Source organism: Streptococcus merionis DSM 19192, from assembly GCF_000380085.1.
Lineage (GTDB): Bacteria > Bacillota > Bacilli > Lactobacillales > Streptococcaceae > Streptococcus > Streptococcus merionis.
The window spans coordinates 1-23,858 of the sequence record NZ_KB904545.1 but is presented as its reverse complement, the minus strand read 5'-3'; the positions used below and the strand labels follow the sequence as shown (position 1 = coordinate 23,858).

Here is a 23,858-nt window from a genome sequence, read left to right as displayed (position 1 = left end):
TTTTTCGCATTTCTCTAAGTTTTCTGATACAATAACATTATGAAACGTGTCCAAAAAAGAAAGATTCAAAACAGAAAATTATTTTTAGCCTGCAGTTTGTCTTTCCTTATTCCTGTTACTGTCATTATAACTCTTCTAGCCTTAAAAGGGATCTACCCTGGGAGTGATCGAACAATTCTAGCCAGTGATGGTTTCCATCAGTATGCTATTTTTCATACAACCTTGCGAAATATTCTTCACGGTGACGGTAGTATCTTCTTTACGTTTACTAGCGGCCTAGGACTCAATTTCTATGCTTTAAGCAGCTATTATTTAGGCAGTTTCTTGTCTCCTTTAGCCTATTTTTTCACCTTAGAGACCATGCCAGATGCTCTTTATTTCATGACAATTATGAAATTTGGGTTGATCGGTCTATCAACTTTTTTAAGTTTACAACACATTTACTGTAAACTTGACAACAGATTGACACTTCTTTTATCTTCCTCTTTCTCTTTGATGAGTTTTTCAACTTCACAACTTGAAATCACTATGTGGCTAGATGTTTTCATCATAGCTCCAATAATTATCTGGGGAATGAGCCGATTTATCAAAGAAGAAGGAAGAGGACTTTATTTCACAAGTCTGACACTCCTCTTTATCCAAAATTACTATTTTGGTTTTATGATGGCTATTTTTCTGACGCTTTGGTATATTGTTCAGTTGTCTTGGAATTTTAAGGAGCGTATTAAAACCTTTTTTGACTTTACAATTGTGTCAATATTATCTGCTATCACTAGCTTAATCATGATTTTGCCAGCTGTTCTTGATTTACAAACACACGGAGAAACACTGACACAAATTAATCAATTGCAAACCGATGATTCTTGGTGGCTAGATTTATTTGCTAAAAATCTCGTCGGATCTTACGATACCACAAAATTTGGCGCTGTTCCAATGATTTATGTCGGTTTGTTACCGCTCATTTTAGCATTGACATTCTTTTTTATCAAAGGAATTAAGAAAAGAGTTAAACTCGCTTACCTTACTCTTATTAGTTTTCTGACGATTAGTTTTTATCTGGAGCCACTGGATCTTCTCTGGCAGGGCATGCACGCGCCTAATATGTTTTTGCACCGTTACGCGTGGCTATGGTCTCTCCTTATCATCCTCATGGCAGCAGAAGTTTTGTCTAGGCTTAACCTACTAACTTGGAAATCCTTTGTTATTCCCTCATTGATTGTCATTTCAGGCTTTGTCCTAACTTTTGTTTACAGGGCTCACTATGAATACTTAGAACCGATTCACTTTATTTTGACAGCTGAGTTTTTAGGAACTTATTGTGTCATAGCTCTCTTTAGTAAAAAATTGGCCAGTAAACAACTCGTTTACAGTCTCCTCTTTTTCAGTATCTTTGAATTATCTTTAAATGCTTATTATCAAATTTCAGGGATTGAAAATGAGTGGCATTTTCCTAGCCGTGAAAGTTATAATAAAGACTTGACAGATATTGTCAACTTAGTTGACAACACAAAGCTTGAAAATGACACATTCTTTAGAACAGAGCGTTTGTTGACACATACTGGGAACGACAGTATGAAGTTCAATTATAATGGTATCTCTCAATTCTCATCAATTCGTAACCGTTCTTCAAGCCAACTTTTAGACAAACTAGGCTTTAAATCATCTGGCACCAATCTCAATCTTCGATATCAAAACAATACTCTTCTCATGGATATGCTTTTTGGTATTAAGTACAATTTAGCTAAAACAATGCCTGGTAAGTATGGATTTACTATGGTGGAGCAATCACATCAAATGCAGATTCATGAAAATAGCCATAGTGCCTCTCTAGGTATTTTGTCAACTCAACCTTACCAAGATGTTCCTCTTAGCGATTTGAGTCTTGACAATCAAACCGCTGTTATCAATAAATTGACAGGGCTTGATCTGACTTATTATAATCATTTAACTCCTGTATCTATTTCCAATTTGGATTTGAAAGCTATTCAACCGGCTATTATCGCAGATTCAAGTCAACTTCAATCAGATTTCGCTAGTGCTCAGTTTGAAGTCACTACAGACAGAGATAGCCAAATTTATCTCAGTCTTGCAGGATTAACAATGACCAATGACGACTATAATGACATTCAAATTATTGTTAATCAAAAGCTTTATAATTACACCATTGACGACAGTCATCCCCTCTTTGACTTAGGATTTTTTACTGCTAATCAAACTCTGGATGTGCGCTTGATTTTTCCAAATCAAAAAAAGATAACCTTTGATGATTTTCAGGTACTAGCTTTGGATATTAACCACTTCCTAGCAGCCAGTGAAGTCTTAACCCATCAAAATGTACATACTAAAGTTTCAAAAAACCAGGTCAAAACAAGTTACGTCACAGAGAAGGATACCTCAATTATTTATACTCTCCCTTACGATAAAGGCTGGACTGCAACTGTCAATGGCAAAAAAACACCTATCGAGCCTTTTCAAAAAGGATTAATGAAAATTGCAGTTCCTAAAGGAAAAGGGGAAATTGTTCTGACCTTTGTTCCAAATGGATTGGTAGAAGGCAGTATTGCATTTGTAGTAGGAATAGCTCTATTTTTTATTTATGATTATTCTAAAAGAGTTAGGAAAACCACGATATCATCTACAAGGTAACATGTTATCTTAAAATACTGTAGGATCCCTCTAAAAATTTAGAATTTTTAGAGGGGTCTCGTTAAATATTTTGCATTCACAGGGTTTTAATGTATGTAAAATAACTGTCTGAGATATTTTTTCATACCCTCAAGAGGCTAACTTCATTTTAGAACTTTCAAAATCAAAATAACACGTGAAAAAAGTAAAAAAGTTAAGCAAAAGTATTGACATGATTATTAATCTGAGATATAATGAATCTTGTCTTGTTAAGACACCTCTAGAATGGTCCGTTGGTCAAGGGGTTAAGACACCGCCTTTTCACGGCGGTAACACGGGTTCGAATCCCGTACGGACTATAAGAAATTATTCCGCCATAGCTCAGTTGGTAGAGCGCATGACTGTTAATCATGATGTCACAGGTTCGAGCCCTGTTGGCGGAGTAAGTAGACAGGTGAAACGCTGATTAATCAGCGTTTTTTAGTTTGTTTTCTCTGCTTGATTCTTATTTTGATTGGAAAATGTCAGTAAAAAACGAGATCACAGTAATTTTTTAGACACGAAGTGACAATCTTCAAAGGAATTTCACAATTATCTTGACATCTTAACCTATTTTTTGTTAAACTGAATAGAGTTACTAGAGGTCTCATAGCTCAGCTGGATAGAGCATTCGCCTTCTAAGCGAACGGTCGCAGGTTCGAATCCTGCTGGGATCAAAATGATGACCACCCGTTAATGCGGGTGGTTTATTTGTGTTGCACTTCATAGATGCGAGACAGACTTAAAATCATAGAGTTAAAAAGAGACCAGAATAGACCACCATGTTGGCTTCGTCCTCACCCAAAAAACATGTAATCTTTGAAGATTATGTATAAAGTCCTAGTCTCTTTACAAAATTAAATTATTAGTCTAACAGACGAGACGAGGTTAGAACAAAAACCTTACCTTAAAAATAAAGATAGAGTTTCTGCTTCTGATAATCAATCATTGTTCGTCTTTTCTTTTTTATTTTAGCAGTGAGAATGACTTTATGGCGCAGAATTTTTAACATTAAAATCTTTTTTTATACTAATCTTCAATGGTTCCTTACTTTTGCGGGTGAGGTCCCTCTTTTTCATTGATTAACCAATAATTCAAAAGTAAGACTGGTATAATGGCAAGGTATAAGGCATATTCTTCAAAATGACTGGTAACATAGGTTGAAATAATAATTCCCACAACAAAACTGAGGATGACACCATAAACCAGTAAACCTTCTTTTTTAAACTGCCTATTCTTTTCAAGAAAACCTTTAGACAATAAATGAGCTGCATTTTTGATATTTCCAGTCATCATGACATTACCATAGGGAGCTCCGCGTAAGCGTTTAAAAGTATCTACCTGAATCGATGCAAAAAAACTCAAACCAGTAATAGTCAAAGTAGGAGGTAAATGATTAGCAGTTAAAGCGGTAAGAACGAGAATGATTAACATCATGTGGCTTCCAAAAGCATGCCATCTCAAATTAGAGACAGTAATGTGCCTGCGAATGGCATAATTGAACCACTGACCAAAACTAAAAACAAGTAACGGAACGGCGTAATCAAAGACGCGTACCCAATTTTGCTCAGCCAAAGCCATTGCAAAATAAATCAAATTTCCTGTCTGAACCGCAGCAAATCGCTGTCCTTGTGTGTGAAAAGTATAAGCATCAATGTAACCACTGACAAAGGTTAAAAGCGTTGCTACTCTAAATCCCTCATAGAGACGATATTTTTTTCTTTTCATCTTTGTTTCCCGTGAAACTTTTTTTACCATTTTATCATACTTTTTCGAAAATGGTTGACTTGTGTTACAATTAAACTATGAAAATTAAAATCATAACTGTTGGAAAAATCAAAGAAAAATACCTCAAAGACGGCATTGCAGAGTATAGCAAACGCCTCAGTCGCTTTTGTAAATTAGAGATGATCGAACTTCCTGATGAGAAGACTCCTGATCGGGCAAGTGAAGCTGAAAACCAGCAAATTCTAGCCAAAGAAGGCCAACGCATCTTAGGAAAAATCGATAAGCGTGAATTTGTTATTGCTCTAGCTATTGAAGGTAAACAATTTCCTTCTGAACAATTTAGTCATTTAATGGATGAGAAAACGAGTCAAGGATTTTCAACTCTGACCTTTATCATCGGTGGTAGTCTAGGTCTCACCCCAGAAGTCAAGTCACAAGCTAATCTCCTTATGAGCTTTGGCCAACTGACCCTTCCTCATCAGCTCATGAAACTGGTCCTAATCGAGCAAATTTATCGAAGCTTCATGATTCAGCAGGGAAGTCCATATCACAAATAATTTTTAAGTTTTTCTTAAGGTGCTAGCTATATAATTTCGTCAAAAGTTTGAAATTAAGTGGAAATGGAGTTATTATTATGAAAAATAGTATGAAAAAATTATTACATATTTTATTGATTCTACTTGTAGGATTTATCGGTGGTACTTTAGGCGTAGTAACCATGCAAAAATTTGGAAATTCCTCTGCGGTTACTAACAGCACAACAACTACATCAACAAAGAATGGAACTACAACTAGTAATGTCACCTATAACAATACAACCTCTGTCTCAGAAGCTGTTGATAAGGTAAAAAATGCCGTTGTTTCTGTCATCAATTATCAAACCTCTAATAACAATTCAAGGAATCCTTACAGTATTTTTGGTGATAATAACAATAGTGGTGAATTAGCTGTTGCTGGTGAGGGATCTGGTGTTATTTACAAAAAAGAAGGGAACTCTGCTTACCTAGTTACCAATACTCACGTCGTTGCTGGCGCTGAACAAATTGAAATCAAATTAGCTGATGGTAACACTGTAAAAGGAACTCTAGTTGGATCAGACACCTATTCTGATATTTCTGTCGTTAAAATTGACGCTTCTGTAGTCACTACTGTTGCTGAATTTGGAAACTCTGACAGCCTTAATGTAGGTGAAGTAGCGATCGCTATCGGTAGCCCACTAGGAACCGAATATGCTAACTCAGTCACCCAAGGTATCGTGTCTAGTCTTAGCCGAACTGTCACATCCAAAGCTGAAGATGGTCAAACTATCTCAACTAATGCTATCCAAACAGATGCTGCCATCAACCCTGGTAATTCAGGTGGACCACTGATTAACATCCAAGGTCAAGTCATCGGTATCACTTCAAGTAAGATTACATCTAGCTCAGCATCACTTTCTTCCAGTGTTTCCGTTGAAGGTATGGGATTTGCCATTCCAGCAAACGATGCTGTTGCTATCATAGCGCAATTAGAAAAAAATGGTAAGGTTGAACGCCCTGCTTTAGGCATCCAAATGGCCAGCCTCAGTAACTTATCTGCTACAGATATTGCACGTCTAAATGTCCCTAAAGACTTAACTGCTGGTATCGTTGTTGTTTCTGTTCACTCTGGTCTTTCTGCTGACGGTCGTCTTAAAGCTTACGATATCATCACTAAAATTGATGGCAAAACGATTGAATCAAGCAGTGATTTGCAAAGTGCCCTTTATTCTAAGAACATTGGAGACACTATTACAGTGACTTTCTATCGAGATGGAAAAGAACAAACAACAGATATTCAATTGAGCAGCTCAACAGACGATTTACAATAATGTCAACCTAATCTCCCAAGTGATTGTATTCACTGGGAGATTTACTTTACACGCAAAATATATTATGATAGAGCTATGAATGAAACATTTGCAATCATAAACATTAAAGATATTCAAACCAATCCCTATCAGCCACGTCAGCATTTTGAACCAGAAAAGTTAAGTGAGCTAGCTCAGTCGATTCGTGAAAATGGGATTATTCAACCCTTAATTGTCCGTAAATCAGCCATTGTTGGCTATGAACTCATGGCTGGGGAAAGACGTTTACGTGCTAGTCAGTTGGCAGGTTTAGAAAAAGTTCCTGCTATCATCAAGGAACTGTCAGACCATGACATGATGACTCAGGCTATCATTGAAAATCTGCAGCGTCATGACCTTAACCCTATTGAAGAAGCGCGTGCTTACAAACGATTGATGGACAAGGGAAATACCCATGAAGTCATCGCTCAAACCGTGGGTAAATCACGTCCTTATATCAGTAACAGTGTTAGGCTACTTAACCTTTCTGACACTGTTTTAGATGCTGTTGAAAAGGGGCAAATCTCTCAAGCTCATGCTAGAACCTTGCTTTCCTTAGAAGATTCGATCAGTCAAGAGCAGTGGCTGGAAAAAATTATCAACCAAAATATTAGCGTACGAAAGCTAGAACAGCTTCTTCAACCTCCCCAATCAAAAGAAAATCGTAAAACCACTGATCTTTTTTCTCAAAATGCAGCAAAGAAACTCAGCCAACAACTAGGGACAAAAGTGACTATTTCAGAAAAAAAGGGTAGTGGCTCTATTAAAATTCAATTTTCATCCCTTGAGGAATTCGAACGACTTATGCACATGTTCAAATAAACCTGTGTATTCTTAAAAATCTATTCTCAGATTTATCCACAAGTTAATCCTCTTTTAAAAACGATAAAAAGTGTTTTCCATTGACTTATTCACAAGTTGTGGAAAACTTTTTTCCATATTGTGGACATTTATCAACAAGTTGTGGAAAACTCTAGCAAAATATGATAAAATGAGAAGACATGACTTAAGAAGCAAGGAGGAAAAGGTGGTGCAAGAAGAACAGTTTTGGCAACGTGTCCAGGAACTGGCCCAAAAATTTTTAAAGCAAGCTACCTACGACTATTATGTATCTCAAGCAAGACTCGTAAAAGTCGAAAATGAAACAGCTACAATCCAGCTTGATTTGCCTTTGAAACAACTTTTCTGGGATACCAGCCTTCAACCGATGCTGATACAAGCTGGTTTTGAAATCTTTGAATTTGAGATGAAAGTTGCTTATGTTTTTTCAGATCAAGCTACTCCTCAAATAGCGCAAAGTCTTGAAGAACCGAAGCGAGATATGACTTATCCACAGGATGCTGAAACTCAGCTAAAAGAAAGTCATCAAATTCAAGATAAGCCTGATGTTAATCCTAAATATACCTTTGATAATTTTGTCCAAGGTGAAGGTAATCGTTGGGCCTTTGCTGCAGCCTCAGCAGTTTCTGAATCGCCAGGTACTGCTTATAACCCTCTCTTTATCTGGGGAGGCTCAGGTCTTGGAAAAACCCATCTCTTAAACGCTATCGGCAACAAGGTTCTTGCAGACAACCCAAGAGCTCGGATTAGATACATCACCACAGATAATTTTATCAATGAATATATTTCCCATATTCGTCTGAACTCCATGGACGAACTCAAGGAAAAATTCCGTAATCTAGATGTCCTACTCATTGATGATATCCAATCTCTAGCCCAAAAAAAATCAACTCAGGAAGAATTTTTTAATACTTTCAATGCCCTCTACGACAATAAAAAGCAAATAGTTCTGACTAGCGATCGCACACCAAGTCAGTTGGATGGACTGGAAGAACGTTTGGTCACGCGCTTCAACTGGGGACTTCCTGTTGACATTACACCACCTGATTTTGAAACTCGGGTTGCTATTTTGAATCAAAAAATTCAAGAATATAGTCATCTAACTTTCAAACAAGAAACCATTGAATATTTGGCCAATCACTTCAATTCCAATGTTCGCGAACTAGAAGGCGCACTCAAGAATATCAGTCTTGTTGCTAATGTCAAACAAGTTGATACCATCACCGTTGACTTGGCTGTTGAAGCTCTTCGATCACGAACACAGACACCTGCTAGTATGACCGTTATTCCAATTGATAAAATTCAGCATGAAGTTGGTCAATTCTACGGTGTCAGCGTTAAAGAGATTAAGGGGACAAAGCGAGTGCAAAATATTGTCCAAGCCAGACAAGTGGCCATGTATCTGGCGCGTGAGTTAACGGATAACTCGCTACCCAAAATTGGCAAGGAGTTTGGTAATCGAGACCATTCAACTGTTCTCCATGCCTACAATAAAATCAAAAGCGCTCTGGCCAAAGATGATAATTTAGCAATCGAACTTCAAACGATTCGTGGAAAAATCAGATAGGTTTGTGTATAAAAATCTAACTGATCCACAGGTTGTGAACAAGTTTTAAATCTTATGGGTACTAGCTTACAACTATTTTTCCACTCTTTCCACAGAGCCTACTACTTCTACTAAACTTAATGATCTATAATAATAAAAGGAGTTTTCTGAATGATTCACTTTTCCATTAACAAAACTTATTTCCTACAAACTTTAAATACGACTAAACGTGCTATTAGCCATAAAAATGCAATACCTATCTTATCTACTGTTAAAATTGATGTCACGCAAGAAGGCATAACATTGACAGGATCTAATGGTCAAATTTCGATTGAAAATTTTATTACCTCAAAAGAAGAAAATGCTGGTCTGTTAATTACTGACACAGGATCGATTTTGCTTGAAGCAACTTTCTTTATCAATGTTGTTTCAAGCCTTCCTGATGTGACTTTGGATTTTAAAGAAATTGAAAAAAACCAAATTGTTTTAACCAGTGGCAAATCTGAAATTACTCTTAAAGGTAAAGATTCTGAGCAATATCCTCGCTTGCAGGATATGCAAACAGAAAATCCATTGATACTTGAAACCAAAGTGCTTAAAGACGTTATTAACGAAACAGCCTTTGCAGCGAGCTTGCAAGAAAGTCGCCCTATTTTGACGGGTGTTCATTTGGTGCTTTCAGACAATCAGTTTCTCAAGACTGTGGCTACAGATTCTCATCGTCTCAGTCAGCGTAAACTTTCTTTGGAGAAAAAATCCGATAATTTTGACGTTGTTATTCCAAGTCGTTCTCTACGCGAATTCTCAGCTGTTTTTACAGACGATATTGAAACAATCGAGATATTCTTCTCCAACAACCAAATCCTCTTTAGAAGTGAAAATATTAGCTTCTACACACGTCTTCTTGAAGGAAATTACCCAGATACGGATCGTCTGATTCCAATAGATTTTAATACTGTGATTATTTTTGACCGTGATCGTCTGCGTTCAGCGATGGAACGTGCTCGTATTTTGTCTAACGCAACGCAAAATGGTACTGTAAAACTGGAAGTCGCATCAGGTTTGGTGAGTGCTCACGTTAATTCTCCAGAAGTCGGTCAAGTGCATGAAGAGCTTGAAGTAGTTAACTTATCAGGTGAAGATTTGACCATTAGCTTTAATCCTACTTATTTGATTGATGCCTTAAAAGCTATGGACAGTGAGCAGGTAACTGTTTCCTTTATCTCAGCTGTTCGTCCATTCACTTTGGTACCTTCAGAAGATCAGGAAGAATTTATCCAGCTAATCACACCAGTTCGCACTAATTAAAGAACTTAGGAGAGTGAGACAGATAGCCATTGTGGTTACTTGTCTCAGCCTCTTTTTGCTGTAATGGAGGATAAACCATGTACGTATTAGGTACTCTTGTTGAAATGAAAAAGCCCCACGCCTGTACCATCAAATCAACAGGTAAGAAAGCCAATTGTTGGGAAATTACCAGACTTGGCGCTGATATCAAAATCAAATGCACCAATTGTGACCATATTGTCATGATGAGCCGATATGAGTTTGAGAAGAAGATGAAAAAGGTTGTGCAACCGTAAAAAGCCGAACAAATTAAGCTTTTAGCCCTAAATGTAACCTCTAATTGACAAGGTTTTACAGGATTTCAATGGAGTGTTGCTAGCAAAAAAAGAAAAAATTGACTAGGATAAAGCTGAAAGGAGGGGAAAATATGTTAGCTATTTCAAAACAAATTAAAAAATACCGCATGGAAAGAGGCATGACTCAGGAAGAGCTAGCAGAGCAACTTTTTATCTCCCGTCAGGCTATTTCGAAGTGGGAAAAAGGCGAAGCTAATCCTGACTTGGATAACACAGTTAAGCTAGCGGCTATTTTTGAAGTCAGTTTGGATGATCTGGTTTTGGAGCATAAAATAACAGAAGAAAATCAAACTCATTTTGATCATTTTATCTACAATCCAAATACTGGGGAGTATGAAAAACACCGTGTTCAGAAAATGACCAATTTTTATGATTTTGTTGCTCGGTTTTGGCCATTACTCTTGATTTTACTGTGGGGCTTGTCTCATTTTATATACAGCATTATCAAATTGTTTGTATAGTAGGGAAGAATGATGACAAAACATCTAATTTCCGTTAGAATAAAGGCCGTTTTTAGATTATCTATTGATTGTAGTCTATCTTCTATGTTTATTGGTCCTCACTTTATATTTTTAGGAAAAATTCCAGAATTTAGCATGTTCTAATTACAGTTGATTGCTAGTTTCATCCCTGTCTTACCCATTATTTTTGGATTTACTTATATGGATTTTTATGGAAGACCTTTTGGAAAAAGGAAGTTTGGATTGGTGGTGCGTTATCAGAAAATAGTCTTCTTCGCAGTTTTAATCAGAAATCTATTTAAATTTTTACCTTGGCAATTAGGACATATCGGAAATCATTGGGGTTTACACAGAGTTTACAAATCTGACAGGACATGTCTGTACTTGCTTAAGTGTTATGCTGGCTATGTTTTTTTGGAAAGAATGAGCGTCATTTAGGAGATTTATTGGCTGGAATTCAAAAAATGAGGAGCAACCCAAGGAAACCTTTAAAATCAACTTTTTAGACGCTTGATGCAATTCTCAGTTGCGTCCGAAAGTGCTGGTTTTCCACAGAAAACTCTTTTATAATAGACTTAGAAAATGAAAGGAGGTCTGTGTTATGACCATGTTTGCTCATCAACTAAAGAAATTTCGTACAGCTAAAAATCTCTCTCAGGAAGACTTAGCAGAACAACTTTATATCTCTCGCCAATCCATTTCCAAATGGGAAAATGGTGATGCCACACCAGATATGGAAAATTTGACCAAGCTAGCTCAAATCTTTCAAGTTAGTTTAGATGAATTAGTCTTGGGGCAACAACCAGAAGTCAGAGTGGAGCGAGTGGTTGAAACAGTGGAATCAAAAGCCCCAATGAATGCTTGGGAATTTTTTGCAAATTATTGGTGGCTGGTATTTCCTGTTGGCGCCTTTTTATACGGTCTATTTGCTGCAGCAATGAAAGTTTTACAGATGTATGGTTAATTTATAAAAGTCTGCTGTAGGGTAGGCTTTTTTCCATGTTTTTATGTTATAATAATCAATGATTGAATTGAGAATGGAGAAATACTAAAATATGGCTTTAACAGCAGGTATTGTCGGTTTACCAAACGTTGGGAAATCAACCCTATTTAACGCGATTACAAAAGCTGGTGCAGAGGCAGCCAACTACCCATTTGCAACCATTGATCCCAATGTCGGTATGGTTGAGGTGCCTGACGAGCGCTTGCAGAAAATTACAGAACTTATCAAACCTAAAAAAACTGTCCCAACAACTTTTGAATTTACCGATATTGCAGGTATTGTAAAAGGCGCTTCAAAAGGTGAAGGGCTTGGAAATAAATTCTTGGCCAACATCCGTGAAGTAGATGCGATTGTCCATGTCGTTCGTGCCTTTGATGATGAAAATGTTATGCGGGAGCAGGGGCGTGAATCAGACTTTGTTGATCCGATGGCTGATATTGAAACCATTAATTTAGAGTTGATCTTAGCTGATTTGGAGAGTGTCAACAAGCGTTATACGCGTGTGGAAAAAATGGCGCGTACGCAAAAAGACAAGGATTCCCTAGCAGAATTTGCTGTTCTACAAAAAATTAAACCGGTTCTTGAAGATGGAAAATCGGCTCGTACAGTAGACTTTACAGATGATGAGCAAAAAGTTGTCAAGCAACTCTTTCTCTTAACCACAAAGCCAGTCCTCTATGTGGCCAATGTCGATGAAGACAAGGTTGCTGAGCCAGATGATATTTCTTATGTTCAGCAAATCCGTGACTTTGCAGCCACAGAAAATGCAGAGGTCGTTGTCATCTCAGCGCGTGCGGAAGAAGAAATCTCAGAACTTGACGATGAGGACAAGGTAGAATTCTTAGAAGCTATCGGTTTGACGGAATCTGGTGTGGATAAGTTAACCCGTGCAGCTTATCATTTACTGGGACTGGGCACCTACTTTACAGCTGGTGAAAAAGAGGTTCGTGCTTGGACCTTTAAACGAGGCATTAAGGCGCCACAAGCTGCAGGTATTATCCATTCAGATTTTGAAAAAGGTTTTATCCGTGCTGTGACGATGTCCTACGAGGATCTCATGCAATACGGTAGCGAAAAGGCAGTCAAGGAAGCAGGGCGCTTGCGTGAGGAAGGAAAAGAATACATTGTCCAAGATGGCGATATTATGGAATTCCGCTTTAATGTTTAAGAGAAAGTGCTAACCTGCAAAGGAATTTTGTCTCGGAGATGACGCTTGGATACGTTAACTAGGAGAATGCTTGTCATTTCAATAGTTTAGTATGGTTTCTGTAAAACTCCTAATACGTATACTTTCCCCGCACAGTTACGGTGGTAACACTGGTTTGTTACCACCTATGCGATAGCTGTGCGAAACGATTGGAGACAGCGAACCGCTGAGCAGGGGTCTAATATATTAAATCCTAATCAGCAGTGGTTCATTGACGCTAAAGCACCTAATGATCTTTGCAGGAGTAAGACTAAGTTGGCATGGCCAACAAGTCTTACTCCCAACCACTGCGCTGAGAGGTTTACGCAAACGATGAGATGAGATGAGAGGTGAGGTTGGCCTTTTTCCCAGCCTCCTTATTGACAATTTCAACTGTCTCCAGATGGTTTAGATCTGTGGGGATGGGACACTAAAATCGATTTCTTCGAAATTTCGGTTTTTGTTCCACTCCCCCTTTTGGCGTTTACACATCTGTAAAGAAAGAGGAAATAATGACAAAAATGATTGTTGGCCTAGGAAATCCTGGCTCCAAATACCACGAAACACGTCATAATATTGGCTTTATGCTAGTTGATAAGATGGCTCAAGCTGCTAATGAGACATTTACAGAGGATAAGGTTTTTAAGGCAGAAATCGCAACAACACGCTTATATGGGGAAAAAATCTTCTTAGTTAAACCAACCACCTTTATGAATAAATCAGGAGAAGCAGTGTATGCTCTTTTAACCTATTTTGGTCTGGATATAGAGGATCTAATTGTCATCTATGATGACTTGGATATGGAAGTTGGTAAAGTTCGCTTCCGTCAAAAAGGTTCTGCTGGTGGCCATAATGGTATCAAATCAATTATAAAGCATTTAGGCACCCAGGAATTTGATCGCGTGAAGATTGGGATTGGACGGCCAAAAAATGGCTTACCAGTCCATCATCATGTCTTGACCAAGTTTGAAGATGATGATCGTATTAATATTTTAAAAGCTCTTGACAGAGTTGACAGTGCTGTCAATTTCTATTTACAAGAACATGATTTTACTAAGATGACACAGAAATATAGTGGTTAGAATGGATATTAGAGATTTATTTAGGGAAAACAAGCAGATTAGTTCTTGGCTGATTAATCATCAAAAAAAGGAACGTCAGTTAGTAATGGGGCTGTCTGATTCTTCAAAGGCGGTTGCTATGGCGACAGCTTTGGATGATTTGAAAAGCCCAAAAATTCTTATTATTACTTCCAATAATAATGAAGCAGAACGTCTGATTGCTGATTTAGAAAGTTTAGTTGGTCAGGATAAGGTCTATCATTTTTTTGCAGATGATGCTGCAGCGGCTGAATTCCTCTTTTCATCAGACGATAAAATTCATTCTCGAGTTCGAACCCTTAATTTTCTGGAAAATCAGGCTCAGTCTGGTTTTGTGGTGGCTAGTATTCAGGCTAGTCGGCTCTTTCTTCCTAGTCCAGATCAATACCAGAAGTTTATTTTAAACTGGGAGCTTGGCTCAGAAGTGGAGATGGGAACGCTTGTTCAACGCTTGCTCAATATGGGTTATAAAAAAGAAGACCGTGTTCTCACGCCTGGGGAATTTAGTCTACGTGGTGATATTCTAGATATTTTTTGTTTGGAAGAAGCTTATCCTTATCGTATTGAGTTTTTCGGAGATGAGGTTGACAGTATCCGTAGTTTTGATACCGTGAGCCAAACTTCTCTAGAAACCCTTGATCAGGTGAGGGTTTATCCTGCTAGTGACATGCTTTTTACAGAGACAGACTACCAGAGAGCTGTCAATTATCTATCAACTAAAATTGACACTAGTGGCAATGAGATTTTTAATTCTTATTTAGATGAGTTGAAGTCAGAGTGGATCCGTCAATCCAGACATGCTGACACTCGAAAATTTCTTTCATATTTTTATGAAAAAGCGTGGACAATCTTAGATTATTTCCCACAAGGAACTCCTATCTTCTTTGATGATTTTCATCGCATTCAAGACAATCATGCCAAGTTTGAGATGGAAATCGCTGAGTACTTGACAGAAGGTTTACAGCAAAACAAAGCTTTAGCGGATCAGGTTTATTTTACCTCCACTTATTCAGCCTTGCGGCAGTACAAACCAGCGACCTTTTTCTCACCCTTTCAAAAGGGTTTAGGAAATCTTCAATTTGATCATCTTTATCAGTTCAACCAGCACAAAATGCAGGAGTTCTTTAGCCAGATTCCTATGCTCTCTGATGAGTTACGACGTTTTGGAAAATCAGGCTACACAGTTCTAATCCAAGCAGATTCAGAGCAAGGTTTACAATCTTTACAGAAAACTTTACAGGAGTATGACATCAATCTACCTTCTGTCTCAGAAAATTCCCTTGAAAAAGAAGAGACTCAGCTGGTTTTAGGACACTTGTCCTCTGGTTTTGATTTCATGGATGAGAAGATTGCTTTCATTACCAGCTATGAAATTTTTCACAAAAAGGTTAAGCGCAGGACTAGACGAGCCAATCTTAGCAATGCAGAAAAACTCAAGGATTATTCTGAGCTGGAGAAGGGCGACTATGTGGTGCATCATGTTCACGGTATTGGAAAATATCTAGGAATAGAGACCATTGTTGTATCAGGTGTTCACCGAGATTACTTGACTATTCAGTATCAAAATTCAGATCGAATTTCTCTGCCTGTTGACCAGATTGAGTTATTATCCAAATATGTAGCTAGTGATGGTAAGGAACCCAAAATCAATAAACTTAACGATGGCCGTTTCCAAAAGACTAAGACTAAGGTTCAAAAGCAGGTCGAGGATATTGCAGATGACTTGATTAAGCTTTATGCTGAGCGCAGTCAGTTGGTCGGTCATGCCTTTTCAGCTGATGATGCTAATCAAGCTGAATTCGATGATGCGTTTGCTTATGTGGAGACAGATGACCAACTTCAGTCTATCAAGGAAGTCAAAAAAGATATGGAAGCCAAACAACCGATGGATCGTCTTTTGGTAGGAGATGTTGGTTTTGGTAAGACTGAAGTGGCTATGCGGGCATCTTTTAAGGCTGTCAATGATGGCAAACAGGTCGCTATTTTAGTTCCAACGACGGTACTCGCCCAACAGCACTACACCAACTTTTTATCCCGGTTTTTAGATTTTCCAGTAAATATAGATGTTTTGAGTCGTTTTAGAAGCAGGGCTGAACAAAAAGAAACGCTAGAAAAACTGAAAAAAGGGCAAATTGACATTATTATTGGGACGCATAGACTTTTATCAGATGACGTTGTCTTTGCCGATTTGGGGCTTATTGTTATTGATGAAGAGCAAAGGTTTGGCGTGAAACATAAGGAAAAGCTCAAGACCTTAAAAACCAAGGTTGATGTCTTAACCTTGACAGCTACCCCGATTCCTCGAACTCTCCATATGTCTATGCTGGGAATTCGAGATTTATCTGTTATTGAGACGCCACCGACTAATCGTTATCCTGTCCAAACTTATGTTATGGAGACCAATCCAGGAGTCATCAGGGATGCTATTTTGAGAGAATTAGACCGAGAGGGTCAGGTTTTTTATCTTTACAATCGCGTTGACACTATTGAACAAAAGGTTTCTGAATTGCGAGAATTGGTTCCTGAGGCGAACATTGGTTTTGTTCACGGTCAGATGAGTGAAGTCATGTTGGAAAATACCCTGATGGATTTTATCAATGGCGAATACGATGTTCTTGTCACCACGACTATTATTGAGACTGGTGTTGACATTCCCAATGCTAATACTCTCTTTATTGAAAATGCTGACTACATGGGTTTATCAACCCTTTATCAATTGCGTGGTCGGGTCGGTCGTAGCAATCGCATTGCTTATGCCTACTTCATGTATCGTCCAAATAAGAGTTTGACCGAGGTAGCAGAAAAACGTTTGGAAGCTATTAAGGGCTTCACAGAGCTAGGAGCTGGTTTTAAGATTGCCATGCGAGATCTCTCCATACGCGGTGCAGGAAATATCTTAGGTGCTTCCCAGTCTGGCTTCATTGACTCTGTTGGCTTTGAAATGTATAGTCAATTGTTAGAAGAAGCTATCTCCAAGAAACAGGGTCTAACGCAGGAGCGCCAGCGTTCTAATGCGGAAATTAGTCTTCAAATGGATGCCTATCTCCCTAACGATTACATCAGTGATGAACGCCAAAAAATTGAAATTTACAAACGAATTCGACAAATTGATAGTCGAGAGGACTATGTGGCCTTACAAGATGAGTTGGTCGATCGCTTTGGTGACTATCCTGATGTCGTTGCTTATCTGATCGAAATTGGTCTTCTCAAGTCTTTTATGGATCAGGCTTTTGTCGAATTGGTCGAAAGAAAGACTGGGACAGTAACTGTTCGTTTTGAAGTGACAGCGCGCTTCCTTTTTTTAACTCAGGATTATTTTGAAGCCCTCTCCCAAACTAATCTCAAGGCTAGGATTGCTGAAAATGGTGAAAAAATGGAAGTGATTTTCGATGTTCGTCGGCAAAAAGATTACGAAATTTTAGAGGAATTGCTCACCTTTGCTGAGCACTTGATCAAAATCAAGGTTAGAAAGAACACATCAACCGCATGACGAAAACAATCATTAAAAAAAGATAAATTTTCCTTGACGAAGACATTATGCCCTTTGGTTTTTGCTATTTCAGAAAGCTATGAGGACTTTCTTTATGCGTTTGGCGTGGCAGAAAGAAGAATTAAACTGTCATTTTAGGGTAAAAGTGGTATAATAGAGGAGATTTTGAGGTAAAGTATTATGAGATTAGATAAATATTTAAAAGTGTCCCGCATCATCAAACGCCGGACAGTTGCAAAAGAAGTGGCCGATAAGGGTCGAATCAAGGTCAATGGCATTTTAGCTAAATCGTCAACAGATTTAAAAATCAACGATGAAATCGAAATCCGCTTTGGCAACAAAATTTTAACGGTTAAGGTCCTTGAGATGAAAGATAGTACCAAAAAAGAAGATGCTGCTAAAATGTTTGAAATAATCAGTGAAAAACGGGTAGAATCAGATGAGCAAGACTAAATCAAGAGTATTACAACTCAATAACGCCTTTATTCAAACTCAGAAGACCAAACGCCAAAAGGTCTTAAAAGAGAATCAGAAGAAAAATCGCCTGATGGGGATGATTTTGATTTTGGTCATCTTCCTCTTTACCTTGCCAACTTATAATCTCATGCAGTCTTATGAAAAATTGTTAGAAAAGCGAGCACAACTAGCTGAAATGAAGACTGATTATAAGGAATTAGAAGAGCAGGTTGAGACAGAGCAGGCATTGGTGAAGAAACTTTCGGATAAGGATTATGCGGCTAAGTATGTCCGAGCCAAATACCATTATTCCAAAGAAGGTGAATTTGTTTACACCATTCCCAATCTTTTACCGAGGTCAAAATAATGGAAGATCTAGTAAAAACGGTCGAAACGTTTTTAGCTTATTCTGATGAAAAGTTAGAAGAATTATCACAGAAAAATCAAAAACTCAAACAAGAAGAATCCCTAAAAGAAGAAAAGCCATAAGAAAGGAGGAGGGACACATGCGTAAAGTCATTTTATTTTTTGTGACCTCCACTTTTTTTATGACAACTCCAGTCGATAGTATAGAAAAAGATTTTGAACTGTCCAATGAAGGACAATTTCAGCTGACTAGCCCTATCTATTCAGACTATTACGATAGAATTCCTGTTAATCCGAATGTCTACGAAACGCTCAAAACGTTTAAAGACATTAATTTGACAGAAACAGCCGGTAATCTTCAACCAAATCAAAAAATCGTCATTAGCGATTTTAAAGTCAATGACCAGCTTCAACCAGTTTTTGTCTTAGAAAATGGTACATTTATCTTAGCTAGTGCAGCTACCATTTTTGAGGATAAAATCCAAAGTTCTTATCTAACAAAAGACACGTTTTGGCTAGAAAAAAATGCTATGGTCATGACCAGTCCTATCGGAAACGAAGCTAAAAAAGTGTCAAAAACACCTGCTGCATTTTCACAAGTGACGGTGACAGAATTTGTCACGACTCCTCGAGGTGATTTTGCTAAAATAGCGGAGGGGTGGGTGTCAACAGAGTATTTGTCAGCAGAAGATAACCGTATGGAAAAAGTTCAGGAAATTCTCTCTCAAAAATACAATCAGGCTGATTACGGCATCTATGTGCAGCAATTAGAGACCGGTATAACTGCTGGTGTCAATGAAGATAAGGTCATGTATTCTGCCAGCACAGCTAAACTTCCTATTCTTTACATGGTTCAGTTGCAACTAAATGATGGAACTATTAAGTTATCTGATAAACTTAAATATACGGAGGCTGTTCATCAATTTGATGGTGCTTATAAGCCAGAAGGTGCAGGAAGCATGCCTAAAAAAGCAGATGATAAAGAATACACGATTGGCGAATTAATCCAACTTACAGCTAAAAAATCAGACAATGTTGCCAGCAATATTTTAAGTTATTACCTTACTAAGGAATTTAACGATACCTATTATCGGACTTTAGATGCTGTCACAAAAACTCGGTGGGAAATGACAACTAGAGACGCAACTGCTAAACAAGCTGGCTTGGTTATGGCTGCACTCTACAATCTCAATCCCAATGGGGAAGTTTTAGAAGCACTGTCCAATACGGATTTTGATAAGGAGCGCATCGCGAAAAATATTGACGTTAAAATTGCCCACAAAGTAGGAGATGCTTATGATTTCCGTCATGATGTGGCTATAGTCTATACTGACTCTCCTTACATGATTGCGATTTTTACGAACAATAAATCTTACAACGATATAACAAACATCTCAGATGATGTTTATGCGGTACTTAAATGATAAGAGATAAATTTTTAAAAGTTGCCTCTGAGAGGCACTTTTTTGATAACCACCAGAAGGTTCTTATCGCGGTTTCAGGTGGTCTTGATTCGATGAATTTACTGGAATGGATGCTAAATTTTCAGGAACAGTTTCAGATTGAGATCGGGATTGCTCATGTCCATCATGGACAGCGTCCAGAGTCTGACCTAGAAGCTGACTACCTTGAATCTTATGCTAGAAAACACCAGATTCCCTTTCATTTTTCAAAATTTACAGGTCAGTTTTCCGAAAGTTATGCGCGAGATTTTCGCTATCGGTTTTTTAAGGAATGTATGAAAACATACGGCTATACAGCTCTTTTGACTGCTCATCATGCAGATGATCAGGCAGAGACAATCCTCATGCGAATCATCCGAGGGAGCCGTTTGCGACATCTTTCAGGAATGGCAGAGCGTCAATCTTTTGGATCTGGAGAGTTGATTAGACCTCTTCTGACTTTTACAAAGTCAGAGTTAGAGCCTCTTTTTCATTTTGAAGATGAATCTAACGCCTCACTTGATTATTTTCGGAATCGCATACGTCAGAATTACCTGCCTCAGTTATCAGAAGAAAATCCTAGACTGAGCCAGCACCTTAATTATTTAGCACAGGAAGTTGGCGATTTATCCCAATCATTAGCCTATTTTATCAAAGCTATCCATTATCAGAACTTAGCAGTTTTTCGGGTTTATCCAGAAGCGGTGCAACGCCAATTTTTACAGGATTACCTGCAGCAATTTCCAAAATTAAACATTCACAAAGCCCAATTTGAAGATCTCCTACATATTATCCAAACCCAGAAAAATAAGACGCTTCCTATAAAACAAGGGTATCGTCTCATTTTGACTTACGAAGAATTTTATCTTGAGAAAATCCAACCAGAGACGGATGAAGAAGTGAAACCTTTTGTGTTACAATCAGAAAATCTCGTTTTTTATGGTGATTTTCAATTTGGTTTTAATCAGCGAATCAAAAATGCTGATCAAAAACTGTATTTACACTCAGAAAACCCTGTTTATCTGAGAACTAGACAGCCAGGAGATCAGATTCAAATCAACGGTTATCATCGAAAAGTTCGCAGATGGCTGATTGATCAAAAAATCCCACTTTTTGAGCGAAATAAACTTCTTCTTATCGAGCAGGATCAAAAAATACTCGGAATTGCAGGAATTGTGGTCAGTGATTTGAGTAAATCTCCAAAAAATGATACAATGAAAAACATACTATATATCAAAAAAATCAAATGAAAGAAAGCATCATGTTAGAACAAGATATCAAAAAAGTCCTCATCACTGAAGAGGAAATTAGAGCTAAGTCTAAGGAACTTGGACAGATTTTAACCGAAGAATACGCTGATAAAAATCCTATCCTTATAGGTGTTTTGAAGGGGTCTGTTCCATTTTTGGCGGAATTAATCAAGCACATCGATACTCATATTGAACTTGAATTTATGATTGTTTCAAGCTATCACGGTGGAACTGAAAGTACAGGCCAAGTTAATATTATCAAGGATGTTGACTCTGATGTGACAGGTCGTGATTTGATTTTTATTGAAGATATTATTGACACAGGACGCACCTTAAAGGATTTGCGTGAGCTTTTCCTCAAGCGAAATCCAGCTTCTATTAAGATTGTTACCTTGGTTGATAAGCCAGCGGGTCGCGTCGTTGAGATTGAAGCAGATTATACTGGATTTGTAGTTCCAAATGAATTTTTGATTGGATTTGGATTAGATTATGATGAAAATTATCGTAATCTTCCCTACATCGGAGTATTAAAAGAAGAAGTTTACAATAACTAAGTTAGATAAGCAGGTATTTGCACACTTATGAATAATAAAAAAAATAGCTTCCTAAGAAATTCTTTTCTGTATATAGTGCTCATTATTGCACTTATTTCTGGTTTCCAATACCTTTTTGCAGGCAATGCGAGCATGAGTCAGGAAATTTCTTACACTCAAATGCTAGAGCAAATTAAGGATGGCAAGGTTAAAGAAATTACCTACCAACCCGGTGAGGGTGTTATCGCAATAACTGGTAAGTATAAGGAAGCACAAGACGCAGAAAAGACAACTGAGACAGGAATTCGTTTTTTCTCAACGGTTCCTACAAAGGTTAAAGAATTTAAATCTTTAGTTCTAGCCGCAGATACGACTATTGATGAACTGACGGATTTGGTGGCAGAAGAAAATGTCAAAATCACTGTCAAACCCGAAAGTTCTAATGGATTATGGATCAGTCTTCTGATCAACTTTGTGCCATTACTTTTTATAGGCTTCTTTCTTTTCTCCATGATGGGACAAGGTGGAGCTGGCGGTGCGCGTGGTGCTATGAGCTTTGGTCGTAATAAGGCGCGTTCCATGAGCAAAGGGGATGTTAAGATTCGTTTCTCAGATGTCGCTGGCGCTGAAGAAGAAAAGCAAGAATTGGTAGAAGTTGTCGAATTCTTGAAAGATCCAAAACGCTATACAGCTCTTGGAGCTCGTATTCCTGCTGGTGTTCTTTTGGAAGGTCCTCCAGGGACCGGTAAAACCTTGTTAGCTAAAGCTGTCGCAGGTGAAGCTGGCGTACCATTTTTCTCAATCTCAGGCTCTGACTTTGTTGAAATGTTTGTTGGTGTCGGCGCTAGTCGGGTGCGGTCTCTCTTTGAGGACGCGAAAAAAGCTGCACCTGCCATTATTTTCATCGATGAAATTGATGCTGTTGGCCGCCAACGTGGTATAGGACTTGGTGGTGGTAATGATGAGCGCGAGCAAACCCTTAATCAACTCTTGATTGAAATGGATGGTTTTGAAGGCAATGAAGGTATTATCATTATTGCTGCTACAAACCGAAGTGATGTTTTAGACCCGGCTCTTCTTCGTCCAGGCCGTTTTGACCGTAAGGTACTTGTAGGTCGCCCAGATGTTAAAGGACGTGAAGCTATTCTTAAAGTCCATGCTCGTAATAAGCCGTTAGCAACTGATGTTGACTTGAAACTTGTTGCCCAACAGACACCAGGATTTGTCGGTGCTGACTTGGAAAATGTTCTTAATGAAGCGGCGCTCGTAGCTGCTCGTCGTAATAAAACTAAAATTGATGCTTCTGACATTGATGAAGCAGAAGATCGTGTTATCGCAGGCCCATCTAAAAAAGATCGTACGATTTCGCAACGCGAGCGTGAGATGGTTGCTTACCATGAGGCCGGTCACACCATCGTTGGACTCGTGCTTTCAAATGCACGTGAAGTTCATAAAGTTACTATTGTTCCACGTGGGCGTGCAGGTGGTTATATGATTGCTCTTCCAAAAGAAGATCAAATGCTTCTTTCGAAAGATGATATGAAAGAGCAATTGGCTGGCCTTATGGGTGGCCGTGTAGCTGAAGAAATTATTTTCAATGCCCAGACCACCGGTGCTTCAAATGATTTTGAACAAGCAACTCAGATGGCGCGTGCAATGGTCACAGAGTATGGTATGAGTGATAAGATGGGACCGATGCAGTATGAGGGTAACCATGCCATCATGCCTGGGACAGTCAGTCCTCAAAAATCTTTTTCTGATCAAACAGCTTATGAAATTGATGCAGAGGTGCGTAGTTTACTTAATGAAGCCCGTAATAAAGCAGCAGAAATAATTCAGGGTCACCGCGACACTCATAAATTGATAGCAGAAGCCCTCTTAAAATATGAGACACTTGATAGTAATCAAATCAAATCCATTTATGAAACTGGGAAAATGCCTGAACAGATTGATGAGGAAGAAGTCAAAGCCCTTTCTTATGAAGAAGTAAAGCATAAATTGGAAAAAGAACCCCCATCCCAATAGAGATAGTAATAAGGACAGAACGGAAAGCGGTCTGTCCTTTAACAAGCTCAAAGAACGACCAAGAAAGAGGAGGGGATAATAGGGCATGAAACAGGTCTAAGTAAGGCGGAAGAAAACAGGAGAAGTAACAAAGTAAAAAAAAATAAAAAAAGATAAGCAAAAAGTGTTGACAAGAAAAAAAGTAGGTGATATACTAAGATAGTTGTCTCGAGAGCGGGACGCATAAGACCATTGAGAACTAAATAAGACGAACCAAAC

20 protein-coding genes and 3 tRNA genes are annotated in these 23,858 nt (G+C 38.2%); 22 read left to right on the top strand and 1 reads right to left on the bottom strand.

Going from position 1 to position 23,858, the window contains the following annotated elements; all coding sequences use genetic code 11:
• Positions 1–39: 39 nt before the first annotated feature.
• The 4 genes from A3I5_RS0105235 to A3I5_RS0105220 all read left to right on the top strand — a co-directional run bounded on the left by A3I5_RS0105235 (position 40) and on the right by A3I5_RS0105220 (position 3,341).
• Positions 40–2,646 carry a YfhO family protein gene (locus tag A3I5_RS0105235; protein ID WP_018373572.1) on the top strand — a complete coding sequence of 869 codons (2,607 nt, stop codon included), beginning with the start codon at positions 40–42 and terminating at the stop codon, positions 2,644–2,646.
• Between the two features lie 266 nt (positions 2,647–2,912).
• Positions 2,913–2,984: transfer RNA gene (locus A3I5_RS0105230), tRNA-Glu, on the top strand.
• Between the two features lie 11 nt (positions 2,985–2,995).
• Positions 2,996–3,068: transfer RNA gene (locus A3I5_RS0105225), tRNA-Asn, on the top strand.
• A gap of 199 nt (positions 3,069–3,267) precedes the next feature.
• Positions 3,268–3,341 (top strand) — tRNA-Arg (locus A3I5_RS0105220).
• A gap of 370 nt (positions 3,342–3,711) precedes the next feature.
• Here A3I5_RS0105220 and A3I5_RS0105210 read toward each other — a convergent pair.
• Positions 3,712–4,392, bottom strand: coding sequence for a YoaK family protein (locus A3I5_RS0105210; RefSeq protein ID WP_026216943.1), 681 nt, complete (start codon positions 4,390–4,392; stop codon positions 3,712–3,714).
• A 77-nt stretch (positions 4,393–4,469) separates the two neighbouring features.
• On the opposite strand from A3I5_RS0105210, the gene rlmH reads away from it, so the two are divergent.
• The 18 genes from rlmH (at position 4,470) to ftsH (ending at position 23,600) form a co-directional block, all read left to right on the top strand.
• Positions 4,470–4,949 carry a 23S rRNA (pseudouridine(1915)-N(3))-methyltransferase RlmH gene (gene rlmH, locus A3I5_RS0105205; protein WP_018373569.1) on the top strand — a complete coding sequence of 160 codons (480 nt, stop codon included), beginning with the start codon at positions 4,470–4,472 and terminating at the stop codon, positions 4,947–4,949.
• A 77-nt stretch (positions 4,950–5,026) separates the two neighbouring features.
• The gene (locus A3I5_RS0105200) at positions 5,027–6,241 is read left to right on the top strand and encodes a S1C family serine protease (RefSeq protein WP_018373568.1); all 1,215 of its coding nucleotides are present in this window, start codon (positions 5,027–5,029) and stop codon (positions 6,239–6,241) included.
• 75 nt (positions 6,242–6,316) lie between these two features.
• Positions 6,317–7,081, top strand: coding sequence for a ParB/RepB/Spo0J family partition protein (locus A3I5_RS0105195; RefSeq protein WP_018373567.1), 765 nt, complete (start codon positions 6,317–6,319; stop codon positions 7,079–7,081).
• Positions 7,082–7,286: 205 nt separating this feature from the next.
• A complete protein-coding gene (gene dnaA / locus A3I5_RS0105190; RefSeq protein ID WP_018373566.1) occupies positions 7,287–8,666 on the top strand; it encodes a chromosomal replication initiator protein DnaA in 1,380 nt (459 codons plus the stop codon).
• Between the two features lie 150 nt (positions 8,667–8,816).
• Positions 8,817–9,953 carry a DNA polymerase III subunit beta gene (gene dnaN, locus A3I5_RS0105185; protein ID WP_018373565.1) on the top strand — a complete coding sequence of 379 codons (1,137 nt, stop codon included), beginning with the start codon at positions 8,817–8,819 and terminating at the stop codon, positions 9,951–9,953.
• A gap of 77 nt (positions 9,954–10,030) precedes the next feature.
• The gene (locus tag A3I5_RS0105180; protein WP_018373564.1) at positions 10,031–10,228 is read left to right on the top strand and encodes a DUF951 domain-containing protein; all 198 of its coding nucleotides are present in this window, start codon (positions 10,031–10,033) and stop codon (positions 10,226–10,228) included.
• Positions 10,229–10,359: 131 nt separating this feature from the next.
• Entirely contained in the window at positions 10,360–10,749 is a 390-nt protein-coding gene (locus tag A3I5_RS0105175; RefSeq protein ID WP_018373563.1) for a helix-turn-helix domain-containing protein, read from the top strand.
• A gap of 601 nt (positions 10,750–11,350) precedes the next feature.
• Complete coding sequence (locus A3I5_RS0105170) at positions 11,351–11,713, top strand: helix-turn-helix domain-containing protein (protein ID WP_018373562.1); 363 nt, start codon at positions 11,351–11,353, stop codon at positions 11,711–11,713.
• A 91-nt stretch (positions 11,714–11,804) separates the two neighbouring features.
• Positions 11,805–12,920: a redox-regulated ATPase YchF gene (ychF, locus tag A3I5_RS0105165; RefSeq protein WP_018373561.1), complete on the top strand. Its 1,116-nt coding sequence runs from the start codon at positions 11,805–11,807 to the stop codon at positions 12,918–12,920.
• Positions 12,921–13,450: 530 nt separating this feature from the next.
• Positions 13,451–14,020, top strand: coding sequence for an aminoacyl-tRNA hydrolase (gene pth / locus A3I5_RS0105160; RefSeq protein ID WP_018373560.1), 570 nt, complete (start codon positions 13,451–13,453; stop codon positions 14,018–14,020).
• A 1-nt stretch (position 14,021) separates the two neighbouring features.
• Entirely contained in the window at positions 14,022–17,528 is a 3,507-nt protein-coding gene (gene mfd, locus A3I5_RS0105155) for a transcription-repair coupling factor (RefSeq protein WP_026216942.1), read from the top strand.
• A 180-nt stretch (positions 17,529–17,708) separates the two neighbouring features.
• Entirely contained in the window at positions 17,709–17,981 is a 273-nt protein-coding gene (locus tag A3I5_RS0105150; RefSeq protein ID WP_018373558.1) for an RNA-binding S4 domain-containing protein, read from the top strand.
• Positions 17,968–18,351 carry an FtsB family cell division protein gene (locus A3I5_RS0105145; protein WP_018373557.1) on the top strand — a complete coding sequence of 128 codons (384 nt, stop codon included), beginning with the start codon at positions 17,968–17,970 and terminating at the stop codon, positions 18,349–18,351. The genes A3I5_RS0105150 and A3I5_RS0105145 overlap by 14 nt, the downstream gene beginning before the upstream one ends.
• Complete coding sequence (locus A3I5_RS11655) at positions 18,351–18,473, top strand: SP_0009 family protein (RefSeq protein WP_018373556.1); 123 nt, start codon at positions 18,351–18,353, stop codon at positions 18,471–18,473. The genes A3I5_RS0105145 and A3I5_RS11655 overlap by 1 nt, the downstream gene beginning before the upstream one ends.
• A 17-nt stretch (positions 18,474–18,490) precedes the next feature.
• Entirely contained in the window at positions 18,491–19,774 is a 1,284-nt protein-coding gene (locus A3I5_RS0105135; protein ID WP_018373555.1) for a serine hydrolase, read from the top strand.
• Positions 19,771–21,042: a tRNA lysidine(34) synthetase TilS gene (gene tilS, locus A3I5_RS0105130; RefSeq protein ID WP_018373554.1), complete on the top strand. Its 1,272-nt coding sequence runs from the start codon at positions 19,771–19,773 to the stop codon at positions 21,040–21,042. Before A3I5_RS0105135 ends, tilS begins: the two co-directional genes overlap by 4 nt.
• 11 nt (positions 21,043–21,053) lie before the next feature.
• Positions 21,054–21,596 (top strand): hypoxanthine phosphoribosyltransferase, encoded by a 543-nt coding sequence (hpt, locus tag A3I5_RS0105125; protein ID WP_018373553.1) that lies wholly within the window; start codon positions 21,054–21,056, stop codon positions 21,594–21,596.
• 27 nt (positions 21,597–21,623) lie between these two features.
• Complete coding sequence (ftsH, locus tag A3I5_RS0105120; protein WP_018373552.1) at positions 21,624–23,600, top strand: ATP-dependent zinc metalloprotease FtsH; 1,977 nt, start codon at positions 21,624–21,626, stop codon at positions 23,598–23,600.
• Positions 23,601–23,858 lie beyond the last annotated feature (258 nt).